At 62.4% G+C, this 13,850-nt stretch carries 12 protein-coding genes and 1 pseudogene; 5 read left to right on the top strand and 8 right to left on the bottom strand.

Annotation, left to right across the window (positions count from 1 at the left end; translation table 11 throughout):
- The first annotated feature begins 63 nt into the window (after positions 1-63).
- Positions 64-1,014 (top strand): Hint domain-containing protein, encoded by a 951-nt coding sequence (locus ANTHELSMS3_RS25130; protein WP_094037755.1) that lies wholly within the window; start codon positions 64-66, stop codon positions 1,012-1,014.
- A gap of 156 nt (positions 1,015-1,170) precedes the next feature.
- Here the strand turns inward: ANTHELSMS3_RS25130 and ANTHELSMS3_RS25135 are convergent.
- The 3 genes and pseudogenes from ANTHELSMS3_RS25135 to ANTHELSMS3_RS25145 all read right to left on the bottom strand — a co-directional run bounded on the left by ANTHELSMS3_RS25135 (position 1,171) and on the right by ANTHELSMS3_RS25145 (position 3,560).
- Positions 1,171-1,881: pseudogene (locus ANTHELSMS3_RS25135) on the bottom strand (IS6 family transposase).
- Positions 1,882-1,977: 96 nt separating this feature from the next.
- Entirely contained in the window at positions 1,978-2,892 is a 915-nt protein-coding gene (locus ANTHELSMS3_RS25140; RefSeq protein WP_094037756.1) for an isocitrate lyase/PEP mutase family protein, read from the bottom strand.
- Positions 2,889-3,560 (bottom strand): GntR family transcriptional regulator, encoded by a 672-nt coding sequence (locus ANTHELSMS3_RS25145; RefSeq protein ID WP_094037757.1) that lies wholly within the window; start codon positions 3,558-3,560, stop codon positions 2,889-2,891. The genes ANTHELSMS3_RS25140 and ANTHELSMS3_RS25145 overlap by 4 nt, the downstream gene beginning before the upstream one ends.
- A gap of 133 nt (positions 3,561-3,693) precedes the next feature.
- Here ANTHELSMS3_RS25145 and acnA point away from each other — a divergent pair, with 133 nt between their 5' ends.
- The 4 genes from acnA to ANTHELSMS3_RS25165 are packed head-to-tail and all read left to right on the top strand — an operon-like array spanning position 3,694 to position 8,936.
- Entirely contained in the window at positions 3,694-6,426 is a 2,733-nt protein-coding gene (gene acnA, locus ANTHELSMS3_RS25150) for an aconitate hydratase AcnA (protein ID WP_094037758.1), read from the top strand.
- Complete coding sequence (locus ANTHELSMS3_RS25155; RefSeq protein WP_094037759.1) at positions 6,423-6,839, top strand: nuclear transport factor 2 family protein; 417 nt, start codon at positions 6,423-6,425, stop codon at positions 6,837-6,839. The genes acnA and ANTHELSMS3_RS25155 overlap by 4 nt, the downstream gene beginning before the upstream one ends.
- The gene (locus ANTHELSMS3_RS25160; protein ID WP_094037760.1) at positions 6,836-8,197 is read left to right on the top strand and encodes a dihydroorotase; all 1,362 of its coding nucleotides are present in this window, start codon (positions 6,836-6,838) and stop codon (positions 8,195-8,197) included. The genes ANTHELSMS3_RS25155 and ANTHELSMS3_RS25160 overlap by 4 nt, the downstream gene beginning before the upstream one ends.
- Before the next feature lie 25 nt (positions 8,198-8,222).
- Complete coding sequence (locus tag ANTHELSMS3_RS25165; protein WP_094037761.1) at positions 8,223-8,936, top strand: isochorismatase family protein; 714 nt, start codon at positions 8,223-8,225, stop codon at positions 8,934-8,936.
- Between the two features lie 22 nt (positions 8,937-8,958).
- Here ANTHELSMS3_RS25165 and ANTHELSMS3_RS25170 read toward each other — a convergent pair whose 3' ends face one another.
- The 5 genes from ANTHELSMS3_RS25170 to ANTHELSMS3_RS25190 form a co-directional block, all read right to left on the bottom strand.
- Complete coding sequence (locus tag ANTHELSMS3_RS25170) at positions 8,959-9,735, bottom strand: SDR family NAD(P)-dependent oxidoreductase (protein ID WP_094037762.1); 777 nt, start codon at positions 9,733-9,735, stop codon at positions 8,959-8,961.
- The gene (locus ANTHELSMS3_RS25175) at positions 9,719-10,516 is read right to left on the bottom strand and encodes an ABC transporter permease (RefSeq protein ID WP_094037763.1); all 798 of its coding nucleotides are present in this window, start codon (positions 10,514-10,516) and stop codon (positions 9,719-9,721) included. Before ANTHELSMS3_RS25175 ends, ANTHELSMS3_RS25170 begins: the two co-directional genes overlap by 17 nt.
- Complete coding sequence (locus tag ANTHELSMS3_RS25180; RefSeq protein ID WP_094037764.1) at positions 10,516-11,436, bottom strand: ABC transporter permease; 921 nt, start codon at positions 11,434-11,436, stop codon at positions 10,516-10,518. The genes ANTHELSMS3_RS25175 and ANTHELSMS3_RS25180 overlap by 1 nt, the downstream gene beginning before the upstream one ends.
- Positions 11,437-11,529: 93 nt before the next feature.
- Positions 11,530-12,558, bottom strand: coding sequence for an extracellular solute-binding protein (locus ANTHELSMS3_RS25185; protein ID WP_094037765.1), 1,029 nt, complete (start codon positions 12,556-12,558; stop codon positions 11,530-11,532).
- Positions 12,558-13,655 (bottom strand): ABC transporter ATP-binding protein, encoded by a 1,098-nt coding sequence (locus tag ANTHELSMS3_RS25190; protein ID WP_094037766.1) that lies wholly within the window; start codon positions 13,653-13,655, stop codon positions 12,558-12,560. The genes ANTHELSMS3_RS25185 and ANTHELSMS3_RS25190 overlap by 1 nt, the downstream gene beginning before the upstream one ends.
- Positions 13,656-13,850 lie beyond the last annotated feature (195 nt).

Consider the following 13,850-nt stretch of genomic DNA (forward strand, 5'->3'; position numbering starts at 1 on the left):
TTAACCTGCAGCCACATACGATACTGATTTTCCCATAAATTTTACCTGCGCAGAGGACAGGCAATGCCAACACCATTTTCAGACCAATTTTTTTACATAGACCCATTCTCTCCGCCTGGTGTTGGCGCGCAGCTGGATGTGTTCGATCTGACGGGTAGTGATGTGAATGATGATGGCGTCATTACTCCAACCTCGGGGGATACCATCAATGGCTTTGACATCATCCAGTCTTATAATGGTGATACTGTAACCGTTAACGTCTCCGGAGAAGATCAGATCACCTACACTGGCGTCACGTTTTACATTGCGTCCGCGCAATGGATATTTACTCCAACAGATGGTCAGTTGCTTCAGTCAGGCGCGTTCGTTTCGGCTACCGGCGTGCCGAGCCAGGGCAGCGTCACGACGTCCGCGCTGTCACCGCCATGTTTTGCCGCTAGCACCTTGATCGAAACCCCGTCGGGCCCTCGCAGGGTCGAAACCTTGGTTGCGGGAGATATTATCCTAACCGCAGATGGAGGTACGACGACAGTTCTGTGGCTTGGGCTAAAGACTTGCACGCGGCTTTCCTATGGTTCGGCCATGCAACCTGTTCGTATTCGCGCGGGCGCATTGGGTGAAGGGCTGCCAACCGCCGATCTGACAGTCACCGCCGACCACGGCATGATCTTTGACGATTTGGTCATCAATGCTAGCGCCTTGGTGAACGGCGACATGATCGATTTCCATCCTATGGCCGAACTGCCCCGCCAAATCACCTATTACCACATCGAAACCGATGCCCATGACGTGATCCTCGCAAATGGAACACCCACGGAAACATTCGTGGATTACGTGGGGCGCACGGCCTTTGACAATTATGCCGAATACCTCGAGCTTTATGGTGCAGAGCGGATCATCCCTGAAATGCACCGCCTCCGCATCTCGACGCGGCGAATGCTGCCGAATGCAATGCGCGCGCGTCTGGGAATCGCGTCCGTGTCCGAGCCACTGCCCGCGTTACTCGCTTCTTGAAAGGACGTTCCGCCGATGATCGAGCTGCCCTAGAGTTTTTTTGGGGCTGGCAACAATGTCGAATCCGCGAAATGGATTCGACATTTTCTGCTCACATTTCAGGGGCATTGCCAACTTAACGGCACTGGCCTGTGACGGTGCCCAGGGGTGACCTTCTCAGGTGGTCATTTCGAGCGCATAACTGTGCCACAGGTCGAAGGCATCTGACCTTGCGTGGCGATATGAGACGGCGGAAAGGCGGTAGCGGCGGGGTCTGAACATCGTGTTGATTTGATCGTGGGCCGCGGGGAATCTTTGCGTCTGTCGGATCGATTTGAACCGGCCCATGACCTCCTCTCGTTTGCGGCTCGGCCGACGCGCAGCCTCGATGCGGTTGTTGAGCCCTTTGTGTGCCCGATGATCAGCTTCTGGCGCAAGAGCCCGGATCGGCTTGATGTAACTGCGCAATTTGTCCGTCACGACGACACGCGGCTTGCCATAGCAGGCGATCAGCCGGGCAAGGAAACGCTTGGCGGCTTTGGCATTTCGGCGTGGTTGCACAAGGATATCCAGCACGTCCCCATTCGCGTCCACCGCTCGCCACAACCACTGCTTCACGCCGTTGATCGGAACGACGACTTCGTCCAAATGCCACTTGTCGGCAGCAGCGGGGCGGTCACGTTTGATGCAATCGGCGAAATGCCGACCAAACCGGTTCACCCATTTGCGCACGGTTTCCCGGCTGACGGTTACACCGCGTTCAGCCAGCAGATCCTCGACGTCCGCCGTGCTGAATGCGAAGCGATGATAGGCTCATACGGCAAAGGTCACGACTTCACGGGGGAAACGATAGCCTTTCAGGCGCGGCAACTCAGATGGTATTCTCATGACAAAAACGCTAGTCGCGCCAAGGTGTGGCAGCAAGTTGGCAATGCCAGAACGATTCACCCTAAATCCGATCCACCAGATGCCGGGACTGAACACCTAGCCTGAACCAAGAACGTCGATGCCGTCCAGATCGTTGAAGCGCTCTTCGAGGGCGTTGAACTCCGGCAGGCCCATCAAGCTCCATATGTCGTCGATGGAGGACATCAATTCAGGCCGGTCCACCACTTCGCCCGTCGGCAGCGCCTCGCGCAGCGCGGCGAGCGTTGTCTCCATCCCCTTGAGCGCCGCCGCAGGAAGCATCCGGGGCAAGGTGACGCGCCGCACGCCCAATTCATGCAAGCGCTTTACCGGAATCAGCGGAGTGGTCGGGCGCGACCTCAGGCCAAAGCCCATGTTGATCGACACGGGGATTTCAACCGCCTCGACCAGAGCCTTGATCTGGTCCTCGCCCTTGATCGCGTCGGCGAAGATCAAATCGGCACCGGCCTTTTCGTACAGCTTCGCGCGGCGCAGCGCTCCCTCTAGCCCCTCGACGGCAATCGCGTCGGTTCGGGCGAGGATCACAAAGTCGTCGTCCAGGCGGGCATCGCAGGCAGCCTCGATCTTGCGCGCCATCTCGCGCATGTCGATGACGTCCTTGCCCGCCATGTGGCCGCAGCGCTTGGGGCTGACCTGGTCCTCGATATTGATACCGGCGACGCCGGTTTCCTCGAAGCGGCGGGTGCTGTGCCAGACCGTCGCGGGGTTTCCATAGCCCGTATCGGCATCGGCCATCAGCGGGATCGACACGCAGCGCGCCATCATGCGGCAGGCCTCGACATTGTCTGTCAGGCCCATGATGCCAACGTCCTCGAACCCCATGCGCGAATTGGCCAGCCCCGCGCCGGTCGTGCAGGCGGTCTTGAAACCCATCTTCTCGACAAGGCGGACGCTGTATCCGTCGTAGACTCCGGGCGACACGAGGATGTCTTCCCCGGCCAATAGATCGCGCAGGCGCTTGGTGGATTTCACGCTTTGTTTTCCTTGTTCTCGGCACCACTGGCGACTGCCGGGGTGGTTTCGCTGTCCAGCAGGTTTTGCAGCGCCTCGGTGGCGCGGGCGATATGGGCCCGCATCAGGGACTCGGCAAGCTCGGCATCGCGGGCGCGCATGGCCCGCAGGATCTGCCAGTGCTCGGCCGCCGCGTTGCCCTGCCGCCCGGCGTACGACCCCGAGCGGGCGCGGTACAGGCGCAGCAAGTAATACAGTTCGTCACACAACAGCGACTGGATACGGCGGTTGCCGCTTTCACGCGCGATCCGCGCATGGAGGTCCAGGACCTTCGCGTCGCCATCGACCTTCTCGAAATCGGCCAGCAGCGAGGTCATAGCGGCATCGCTCATGACCTGCGTGGCCAGCTTGACGCTCATGCCTTCGACGCTTTCGCGCAGCTGGAAGATCTCAACCATATCCCGCGCGTCCAGATCGACGACACGGGCCTTGAAATAGGGCTCTTTCACTATCAGCCCACGCCCCTGCAGGGCCTTGACCGCTTCGCGGACCGGGCCGCGGCTGACCTTGAAGGACTCGGCAATCGCGGCTTCGTTGACCACACCACCAAGGGGAATTTCACCACCCAAGATACGCTGGAAGATGCCCTCGAACACGGTATCAACGAGGGTTCGCTGCTGGTCGGCCATTTGCGCTCCGTTGTGTCAACACTTTCGCTAATATACCGTCAGAATCTTGACGCGTAAACACGTAAATGCGCGACATAGGTGACATGTTGGTATTACTGTTGACACTTTTTAGGCCCACGTCTATCTATTTTGCATGACTGAAAACAGCGCGACTCTGAGCGACCATATTCCGCTTGTGCGTCTTCTGGACGGCGCAGGGGAAGGTGACGTTCTGGTCGTCGACATTGCGAGCCTTATTGCCGCAAGGGGCGCACCGCTACCGCGCGTCTTGAGGGTCGTGCTTGAGAACGTCGCCGCACAGGCAGCAAGCGGCAAAGAAATGGACGCGCACGTCGCCGCGTTGGCTGGATGGCATCCGAACGCCTCTGAACTGGCGGTGCCGCTGGCCGTGTCGCGGGTCATGCTGCCCGACTCAAGCGGATTGCCTGCGCTGATGGATCTTGCCGCCGCCAGGGACGTGTTGGTGCAGGCTGGGCAAAGCCCCGGGCGGGTTGAGCCCGCCGTGCCAGTTACGCTGGTGGTGGATCACTCCCTAATCGTCGATGTGGCCGGGCATCCGAATGCCAAGGATCGCAACATTGCCGAGGAATACCGGCGCAACGGCGAACGATACGCCTTTTTCAAATGGGCGCAGCAGGCCTTTGCCGGGCTGAGGGTGGTGCCGCCTGGGGCGGGGATCATTCACCAGGTCCACCTGGAGAGCATCGCGCAGGTCGTGGCCCCGGTCACGCGCGAAGGGCTGCCTGATATCCTGACCACCGAGTTCGTTCTGGGCTGCGACAGCCACACCACCATGGTCGGCGGCATCGGCATGCTGGCCTGGGGCGTCGGAGGCATAGATGGCGAGGCCGCCGCGCTTGGCCTGCCCTACGAGGTGCGCATCCCTCGCATTGTGGGGGTCAACCTGACCGGGGCGCTTGGGCCAGGGGCCACGACCACCGACCTGGTGCTGACCATCACGCAGCGCCTGCGCGAAGTTGGCGTTGTGGGGGCCTTTGTTGAGTTTTGCGGTCTCGGCACCCGGAACCTGACGGTGCCCGACCGGGCCACGATTGCCAACATGGCACCGGAGTACGGTGCGACCTGCGGATATTTCCCTATCGACGCACAGACGCTGGACTATCTCAGCAGTTCAGGCCGAGACCCTGCGCAAGTGGCGCGGATCGAGGCCTATGCCAAGCGCACCGACCTTTGGGCCGGCGAGGACGAAGCGCCTGCAGAGTATTCCGAGCTGGTCGAGATTGACCTGGCCGGTATCGTCCCCAGCGTGGCAGGCCCCAAGCGGCCGCAGGATCGTGTAGCGCTGGACCACGTGCCGCAGGCCTTCCGCGACGCCCTGACTGCCCCGGTCGGACCTCAGGGCTTCGGGCTGGATTGCGACACGGTGCAGCGCGAGGTTCAGGTGATGGTCGAGGGACAGCCAGTCACGTTCCGGCACGGTAGCCTGACGATCGCCGCGATCACCTCTTGCACCAACACGTCGAACCCGTCGGTCATGCTAGCGGCGGGGCTGCTGGCGCGCAACGCAGTGGAGCGGGGACTTCGCGTTCCACCGGGGATCAAGACATCGCTCGCGCCCGGGTCACGACTGGTCGAAGATTATCTGGCCGATGCCGGGCTACTGCCGCCACTAGAGGCGCTGGGGTTCCACATCGTCGGTTTTGGCTGCACCACCTGCTCGGGCAAGTCAGGGCCGATCGCCCCCGGTCTGGCCGAGACCATCGCCGCAAACGATCTGGTCTGTGCCGCCATCCTGTCAGGCAATCGCAATTTCGAAGGCCGCATCCACAAGTCCGCCCGCGCCGCCTACCTGGCTTCGCCACCGCTGGTGGTGGCCTATGCGTTGGCCGGGCGGCTCGATATCGACTTCGCCACCGAGCCACTGGGAACCGATGCCACCGGGCAGCCTGTCATGCTGGCCGACATCTGGCCCGACAACGTCGAGACCGAAGCTCTAGTCCGCGAAAGCCAGAAGCCCGAGCGCTTCCGCAAGAGCTATGCCACCCTGTATGACGGCGCGCAGCACTGGCAGGAACTGGACAGTGTCACCGGCCCGGTCTTCGTCTGGGACCCGAAATCGACATATATTCAGCGCCCACCCTTCTTCGAGCTTTCCGCGCAGCCGGTGCCTGACCGACTGGACGCTGCGCGAGCACTGGTCGTGGCGGGAGATTCACTGACAACCGACTTCATCACTCCCTCGGGCGAGATCCTGCCCGACACACAAGCGGGCCGCTACCTGTTGGACAGGGGCGTAGACCCTGCCAATTTCAATGCCGTAACCCAGCGGCGCGGCAACCACGAGTTCATGGCCCGCGTCACCTTTGCCAACCAACGGATGAAGAACCAGCTGGCCGGGGGGCAGGAAGGCGGCGTGACCCGGCTGACGCCCGAGGGGCCGATTACGACAGTCTTCGACGCAGCACAGGCGTTGCAACAGGAAGGCTTTCCCGCAATCGTCCTGGCAGGCCGTGACTATGGCATGGGGTCCAGCCGCGATTGGGCGGCCAAGGGGCCGAAGCTGCTGGGCATTCGCGCGATCCTTGCCGAAAGCTTCGAGAGGATCCACAGGTCCAACCTGGTTGGCATGGGGATTTTGCCGATGGCCTTTGCGCCCGGGCAAGGTGTCGGTCCTCTGGGGCTTTCTGGTTTCGAGCGTTTCGACTTCTCCGGCCTCCTGGCGGCGCTTGAAGAAGGCACGCCGATCCCGGTCTGCGCAACCGCGTCCGACGGCACCAGAACCCGCTTTCAGGTTCGCCTGGACATCGCCAGCACCCACGAGCGCGAACTGCTGCGCGCCGGGGGAATTTTTGCTTCGATCGTATCTCTGCCCGCGGCGGTGGCGCATGGAAAGGACAAGCCATGAACAGCGATCTGACTTGGGCCAGCGACCTCGCCGTCGCCTATCTACAGGCGATGGAGGCGCGCGACATCAAAGCCGCGCGTGCCTTGGTGGCCGATGGCGCGATGGAGATCGTCTTTCCCGGTGGCCGCCGTTTCAGCGGGATCGACGAGATCATCCGCAATTCCTCGGGCCGCTACCGCGTGGTGCGCAAGCATATCGAAAACCGAGACGCCTGGCGGAGCGACGGGTGCGTCCGGGTGATGATCACCGGTACGCTTTACGGGGAATGGCCCGATGGAACCGCGTTCGAGGACATCCGCTTCGTCGATTGGTTCGAGATCGAAGAGGCTCCGCCCGCGCGGATCCTGCGCCAGCACGTCTGGAACGACAGCGGTGAACGGTTGGTTGCAATGCAAGGGGACGCCAAAGGATGAGCTTTGACCTGGTTCTTAAGAACGGAGAGATCGTTTTTCCTCGCGAGGGCGTTCAACGCGGCAGCATTGCCGTATCGAACGGGCGCATCGCCGCCATCCTCGCGCCCGGAGAGGCCGTCGCCGGCAAGCGGGTGATCGACTGCACCGACCAATGGATTCTACCCGGCGCCATCGACCCGCATACACACATCGGTTTTGGCGCAAAAGCCGAGGACTGGACCACCGAGAGCCGCACCGCCGCTCTTGCCGGTGTGACCGGCCTGATGACCTTCTGGCGGTCCGAGAACTTGGCCGACATGACCGATTCCTGGCGTGCCGAGGGCGAAGCGCGTTCGGCCATCGACTTCGGCTTTCACTTTGGCGTCACGGCCCGTCGCCACGTGGAAGAGTTCCCGGCCCTGGCGCGCCGCTTCGGCGTGACCTCGCTGAAGGTTTACCTGATGTACAAGGGCGAGACGGGCCGCGCCAAAGGGTTCGAAGAAGTTGACGACGGGTTGCTGTTCGCCGCGCTCCAGGCCGGGGCAAAGGTTCCCGGCGGCGTCGTCGGCGTGCATTGCGAGAATACCGAGGTGATCCCGGTGTTCCGCGAGCCGGTGAAAGCCGCAGGCCGCATGGATCTTGGAGCCTGGGACGACCAGAGCCCCGGCTTCCTGGAGACCGAGAACGTCTTCCGCGTCGCCTATTTCGGGGAAAAGGCAGGTTGCCCGGTGAACATCGTTCACATGTCGGCGGTGGAAAGCCTGGACCTGGTCCGCGGCATGCGCCGCCCCGACCGGCCCGCGATCAACGTCGAAACCTGCATTCACTACCTGACGCTCAGCCGCGACTCGGACATTGGGGATCTCGGCAAGGTGAACCCGCCACTGCGCAGCCGCAAGGATGTTGACGGTCTGTGGGAGGGCGTGCGCGATGGCGCGATCCAAACAATCGGCTCGGACCATGTGGCGCGCAAGCGGGGCACCAAGGGGCCAGATATCTGGCGGGCCTCGGCGGGGTTCCCTGGCATCGGTCAGATATGGCCGGCACTGGTCAGCGAGGGGTATTTCGCGCGAGACATCCCCATCGAGACGCTGGCCGCGGCCACCAGCCGCAATGTCGCGGAGCTGTACAAACTGCCCCGCAAGGGCCGCATTGCCCCGGGCCATGATGCCGATTTCGCCATTATCGACCCCGACAGGGAAACCACAGTGCATCACGCCGACTTCCCGTCGCACTCGGACTATTCGCCCTATGAGGGCATGCGCTTCAAGGGCGCGGTAACCCATACGGTGCTGCGGGGCCTTGTCCTGTCCGAAAACGGCACATTGGCCGAGGATGCCATCCAGTCCGGCGGCCAATATCTATTCCGGGCCAACTAAAACCCGCTTTTTGAAAGAGATCCACATGAGCGAACGCATCTGGGACAAGTTCCTGACCGACAAGGACAAACGCATTTTTCAGCTGGCCGGTTATGGCAAGCGAGGCGGATTCGGCACCCGACCGGCGCTGTTCATCATCGACGTGCAGTACAACTTTACCGGCGATGAACCGGGCGAGACGCAAGAAGAAGGCGTCAAGCAATACCGCACCCACTGCGGCGAGGCGGGCTGGCAGGCCGTGCCCCATATCGAACGCCTGTTGAAAATCGCGCGCGCCAAGAACTTGCCAGTTTTCTACACTGTGTCTGAACGGCGGGCCGACATGATCGACAGCGGCGTGCAGGTCGGCAAAAGCCATCGAGGCGGAGAGAAGACCTCTGTCGAGGGGAGCCACGCCACTCAGACGGTCGCCCCGCTCGCGCCGCAGCCGCGGGACATCCTGATCGGCAAGCGCAAACCCTCGGCTTTCTTCGGCACGATCTTCATGAGCCACCTCAACTTCCTGGACGTTGACACGCTGATCATGACCGGCTGCACCACCTCGGGTTGCCTGCGGGCGACGACGGTGGACGCCTATTCGTTCAACTTCAAGGTGGTAATCCCCGAGGAAACCGCCTTTGACCGGTTCGAGGCAAGCCACGCCATCAACCTGTTCGACCTGAACTGCAAATACGCAGACGTCATCCCCACCGATGAAGTCGCCGCCTATCTTGAAGGGCTGGAGCCGCGCCAAGAATAAGGCCCGGTCAACGGCTATTTGGTCAAACAGCCAGGTAGCCGCCATCCACCAGCACGTCGCAGCCGGTCATAAAGGCGGCCTCGTCACTCAGCAGATGCGCGGCCATGGCGGCGACTTCTTGCGGAGTACCCAGCCGGCCGGTCAGGTAGCGCGCGCCAAGGGCAGCCTCGGCGGCCTCGGCCGAGCCATAGCGGCGCTCCAGCCGGCTGGTCAGCACCGCGCCGGGGGACAGGCTGAGGGCGCGGATGCCCTCTTGCGCGTGATCCACGGCCAGCGAGCGGGCCAGCTGGATCAGTCCGGCCTTCGACACGGCATAGGCCGCGCGTCCAGCCGCACCCACCTGACCAAGTTGCGAGGCGACGTTCAGAATAACGCCGCCTGCGTTTTGGGGACGCCGCATGTGGGGAATGGCCTCGCGCGCAATCAGCATGGCGCCGGTTAGGTTGACAGCCAGCGTCCGGTTCCAGGCGTCGAGGGACAGTTCGGTGACGGGCAGGCCCTCGGTTGCGGTGGCGGCATTGTTGACCACCCCGTCCAACCGCCCGAACTTGGCCACGCAAGCATCAACTGCCGCCACGACAGAGGCCGCGTCCGAGACGTCGCAAGCCATGGGCAGCGCCGGGCCCGGTAGATTGCGGACCAACTCCAGCGGCGCCTCGAGGTCCAGCAGCGCCAGCGACGCCCCCTCGCAGGACAGTCTCTCGGCAATCGCACGCCCAATGTCACCCGATGCCCCGGTGATCAGGATCACCTTCCCGGCCTGCCGCCCACCGCTCACGGCATCACTTTCCAAAGGCATTGTTCAACCCTACGGTACGTTCCAGTCCAAGGACGAGGACATAAGCAAATAGGATCAATAGGGCCGAGACGGCGGCGATCATCGGGTCGATGGCGAATTCGATGTAGTTGTAGATACGGATCGGCAGCGTCGTCACGTCAGGCCCCGACAGGAAGATCGAGATCGTTACCTGATCGAAGCTAAGGATGAAGCAGAAGATCAGGCTGACCATCACCGCCGGCATGATCGCGGGCATGATGACCCCGAAAAGGACACGCGACGGGCGCGCGCCCAGTCCCTCGGCCGCCTCGGCGAGCGACGGATCCAGCGACACCAGCGAGGCGCCGACCGTCCGCACAACGTATGGAATGGTGATCAGCGTATGGCCCAGCAACAGCCCGGCCCAATTGCCCGGCAGCAGCGCCATGCCGATCTCCGAGGTGCGCATGAACTGGAACAGCGCAACGCCGGTGACGATGGTGGGCAGGATCAACGGCAGCATGAAGAAGCCGCGCAGGAACTCTCGCCCCGCCTCGCCCTTCCGGGCGATGGACAGGGCAGCCAGAGTGCCCAGCACGGTGGCCACGACGGTGGAAAGCCCCGCCAGCAACAGGCTGTCGATGAAGCTTTCCAGAAAGTCCTGCCGCTGGAACAGCGCCTGGTACCACTTCAGCGTGAATCCCTCGGGCGGGAAGGCGACATAGGGCGTTTCGGTGAACGACCCGGCGATGATCACGATCAGTGGCCCCATCAGGAAGATGACGACAAGAAGAGTGGTGAAGTCGACAAAACGGCGGGCCATCAGGAGTCTCCAGTGCGGAACAGCAGCGCGTGCAGCGCCAGCATGATCATGTTCATCGCAAGCAGGACAAAGACCATCGCCGCCCCGAAAGGCCAGTTCAGGGCATAGGTGAACTGTTCGTAAATCAGCGTCGACACCGTTGCGACGGTGCCTCCGCCAAGCAGTGCAGGCGTGACGAAGGCACTGATGGTGAACGAAAACACAAGGATGGCCCCTGCACCGACACCCGGCAAGGTCAGCGGCCAGATCACATGGGTGAAGGTACGCAGGCTGGTTGCACCGAGGTTCTCTGAGGCTTCCAGCAGGTGGCCGGGCAACGACTGCATGACCGAGGTCAGCGACAGCACCATGAAGGGCAATGTCATGTGCACCATGCCAACGACGACGGCAAACCACCCCCCGATCAGAGAATAAGGCCCCAACCCCAGCAGCGAGAAGCCTTGGTTCAACACGCCCTGCTCTCCCAGCATCACCAGCCAAGCATAGGTTCGCACCACCAAGTTGATCAGCAACGGCGACAGGGCGATCGACAGCAGGATTGATCGCATCATCGGGCCCGAGCGCGCGATTTTCCATGCCAGCGGATAGCCCAGCAGCACCGTAAAGAAGGTCACGCTGACGCCCAAGGCGATCGTGCGCAGGATCACGGTCAGGTAATAGGGCTCGGCAAAGATGTCGGCATAGTTTTGCAGCGACCACATTTCACGGAAGATGAACATGGGGTCGTAGAGGTTGAAGCTCATCCGGGCCAGCGCCACGTAGGGCAGCACGATACCGACCAAATACAGCAACAACACCGGGGCCATCTGACCCAACCGCCGCATCCTGTCCCTGCGCCGTCCCTTGCGGGAGGCGATCGCGGCGGCATCCCTCGCTGGCGGCGCTGAACGGTTCAGAGCGATGGAGGGGGCTTCGGACATGTGCGTACTTTCCGTGAAAGAGGCGCCGGGGCCGGGGCCCGCGGCGTCTTTGTCAAGTGACGGCGGGCAAGACGGCCCGCCGGTGTCGCCGGATCAGTTGGCGAATTCCTTGTTCCACTGGGCCAGCAGATCAGGTTTCTGCGGGTTCAGAACGCCCCAGTCCGCGAAGCGCAGGCTGTTGATCTTGTCGGCCCCGTAGACGTGCTTGGCCGCCAGCTCGGCCGGCAGTTCGACCGTCTTGTTCGAGGGGCTGTACAGCTTGGGCGCAAAGCTCAACTGGTAATCCGGGCTCATCGCGGTGTTCACCCATTCCTTGGCCATGTCCATGTTGGCGGCATGGGCCGGGATCTGCATGCCGGTGCGCATGCCATAGGTGCCCTCTTCGGGGGTGGCGAGCGCCAGGTTGATGCCGTCATCCATCAGCAGCTGCACGCGGTGGGTATAGAACAGTGCCGCGTCCATCTCGCCGCGCTGGAACTTGCCGAAGCCGTCCGTCACGCCCTTGTAGATCATCATGTCATCGAGCTGCTTGAGCTTCTCAAAGCCGGGGGCCATGTTCTCGGCCCCGCCGCCGTTCAGCTGCGCGGCGATCATCAGGAAGATAATGCCGTAGGTGGCCGAGATATGCGGCACGCCGACGGTGATGCCCGACTGCCAAAGGTCTTCCCACGAGGTGGGGGCGTCCATCTTGTCGGGATTGTAGGCCAGCCCGAACTCGTAGATCATCGCGGTGTATTGCGGCAGGACCGGCGGCTTTGCCATGTCGTAGACATCGGCCAGGTTCGGGATCTCGGCCGGGTCGATATCGGCCCAAAGGCCGGCGGTGTCGCCAAAAATGGCCTCATCTTCATTGACATAGACGACATCGAAGGGCGGGTTGTTGCGCGAAGCGATGACCTTGGGAATGAAGGTATTGCCAATTCCCAGTTCCAGCGACACCGAAGCGCCATGTGCCGCCTCGAACCCGGGGATGACCGAGGAGCGAAGGATGCTTTCATACGTCCCCCCGAAGGTGCCGATGTTCAGCGAAGTCGCTGCGCGGGCCAACCGAGGCGCTGCAAGGCCGGCAACCGTGGCTCCGCCGATCAGGCCAAGCGCACCGCGTCGTGTGAAATCCTGCATTATGTTGTCTCCTTGTCTGGAAGGGGTAAGAGATGGATTTGTTCGGGGGCGGCGCTGACGGTGACCGGGCGGCCCACCTCCAACTGGCTGGCGCTCTCGGGGGCGACCAGCGCCCGGACCGGGCCGACCGCCGTCTCCACGTGAACCTCGTAGTGAACACCCAGATAGCGTTGCGATGTTACGCGGGCCGTGCCCGGTACCGCGTCTTCGTTCTGTGCAGTCAGGGTCAGCTTTTCCGCCCGCACGAACAGGGTGCCGCGCCCATCGGACTGCAGCCGTCCGGTGGCGGCCTGCTCGGACACCGACAGATCGACACCGGGCACCCCGTCTAGGTCCAGCCCGCCTTTGCCGTTCGGGCGCAGGGCACCGCAGACAAGGTTGCCGCTGCCGATAAACTCGGCCGCCCAATGCGATGCCGGGGCGGCAAAGATATCCTGCGGGCCACCGACCTGTTCGATCACCCCGTCCCGCATGATGGCAATCTTGTCGGCCATCGCCATGGCCTCTTCCTGGTCGTGTGTCACGAAAACTGCCGTCACCCCCAACCGTTGCTGGATGCGCCGCAACTCGGTCTGCATCTCGATCCGCAGCTTTCGATCCAACGCGCCCAGAGGTTCATCCAGCAGCAACAGGTTCGGCTCGATCACCAGCGCACGAGCCAGCGCCACACGCTGCTGCTGCCCGCCGGAAAGCTGGCGCGGCCGCCGGTCCGCCAGGTGCGACAGCCCCACCAGATCAAGAGCCATGGTCGCCCGATCGGCCAGCTCGGCACGCGGGGTGCCGCGACATTTCAGTCCAAAGGCGACGTTTCCCAGTGCCGTGAGGTGCGGGAACAGGGCGTAATGCTGGAAGACCATGCCGAGGTTCCGCTCGCGCGGGCGCAGGGGCATCATGTCCTTGCCGTCAACCTCGATGGCCCCGGCCTGTGGACGCTCGAACCCAGCGATTGACCGCAGAAGTGAGGTCTTGCCGCAGCCAGATGGACCAAGCAGCGCAAGAAACTGCCCGCTGTCCAGCGACAGGTCGATCCCCTTCAGCGCCTGAAACGTGCCATACCGAAGCTCGACGCCAGAAACCTCTAGGCTGGACGTGGTCATGCGCGGGCTCCGCAGGGGAGTGTGCCGTGGAACGTGGTTTGGGGCATATGTCTGTGTCGTTCGCTTGGTTGTTGCAGGTCAGTGTCGTGTTGGCTTGCTGGAAGAAAATCGCCAAACCATCAAAGTGTCAACTCTTTTTGGGACATAAGCCGGTCATCGCCACGAATGAGGTCAATATTCCCTGAATTTGGCCGA

The organism is Antarctobacter heliothermus (assembly GCF_002237555.1).
In the GTDB taxonomy this organism is placed as follows: Bacteria; Pseudomonadota; Alphaproteobacteria; order Rhodobacterales; family Rhodobacteraceae; genus Antarctobacter; species Antarctobacter heliothermus_B.

Coding starts and splice junctions, on each gene's coding strand:
- ANTHELSMS3_RS25130 (WP_094037755.1), top strand. CDS start 64: ATGCCAACACCATTTTCAGACCAATTTTTTTACATAGACCCATTCTCT.
- ANTHELSMS3_RS25145 (WP_094037757.1), bottom strand. CDS start 3,560: ATGGCCGACCAGCAGCGAACCCTCGTTGATACCGTGTTCGAGGGCATC.
- acnA (WP_094037758.1), top strand. CDS start 3,694: ATGACTGAAAACAGCGCGACTCTGAGCGACCATATTCCGCTTGTGCGT.
- ANTHELSMS3_RS25155 (WP_094037759.1), top strand. CDS start 6,423: ATGAACAGCGATCTGACTTGGGCCAGCGACCTCGCCGTCGCCTATCTA.
- ANTHELSMS3_RS25160 (WP_094037760.1), top strand. CDS start 6,836: ATGAGCTTTGACCTGGTTCTTAAGAACGGAGAGATCGTTTTTCCTCGC.
- ANTHELSMS3_RS25165 (WP_094037761.1), top strand. CDS start 8,223: ATGAGCGAACGCATCTGGGACAAGTTCCTGACCGACAAGGACAAACGC.
- ANTHELSMS3_RS25170 (WP_094037762.1), bottom strand. CDS start 9,735: ATGCCTTTGGAAAGTGATGCCGTGAGCGGTGGGCGGCAGGCCGGGAAG.
- ANTHELSMS3_RS25175 (WP_094037763.1), bottom strand. CDS start 10,516: ATGGCCCGCCGTTTTGTCGACTTCACCACTCTTCTTGTCGTCATCTTC.
- ANTHELSMS3_RS25180 (WP_094037764.1), bottom strand. CDS start 11,436: ATGTCCGAAGCCCCCTCCATCGCTCTGAACCGTTCAGCGCCGCCAGCG.
- ANTHELSMS3_RS25185 (WP_094037765.1), bottom strand. CDS start 12,558: ATGCAGGATTTCACACGACGCGGTGCGCTTGGCCTGATCGGCGGAGCC.
- ANTHELSMS3_RS25190 (WP_094037766.1), bottom strand. CDS start 13,655: ATGACCACGTCCAGCCTAGAGGTTTCTGGCGTCGAGCTTCGGTATGGC.